This is a genomic window from Thiorhodococcus mannitoliphagus, assembly GCF_010915725.1.
Taxonomy (GTDB): domain Bacteria; phylum Pseudomonadota; class Gammaproteobacteria; order Chromatiales; family Chromatiaceae; genus Thiorhodococcus; species Thiorhodococcus mannitoliphagus.
Genome location: NZ_JAAIJR010000506.1, coordinates 1 through 332, shown reverse-complemented (window position 1 = coordinate 332; position 332 = coordinate 1). Strand labels below are relative to the sequence as shown.

At 63.9% G+C, this 332-nt stretch carries 1 pseudogene; it reads right to left on the bottom strand.

Going from position 1 to position 332, the window contains the following annotated elements:
• Positions 1-111: 111 nt before the first annotated feature.
• A pseudogene (locus tag G3480_RS27545) lies at positions 112-332 on the bottom strand (hypothetical protein); the annotation flags it as partial.

The window sequence follows — 332 nt, the reverse complement described above, 5'->3', positions numbered from 1 at the left end:
TCCCCGCAAGAAGTCTTCGTCGCGAGCCTTGCTGGATTTTCATAAGCGCAGGAAAAACATTGTTATTGATAGGGATATGCTTAACTTAATGGCAGTGAGGCTCCGAGTGGGTCAGCGTGACAGGGCGGCGCGGCGCGGGCGAGCGGTGGGCGGCGGGGTGACGACCTCAAGGAAGAGCGCCTCGTCGAGCTGGGGGCGTTCGTGCTGAGCGGCGACGGCAAGCAGCTCGGCGGCCAGGGTGACGAGGATGCGGTAATTGCCGGCGGCGTGGTCGCAGAGGGTGTGCTGCAGGGGCTCGCTCATAAGCGCGGCGTTACCGGCGCTGGTGCACA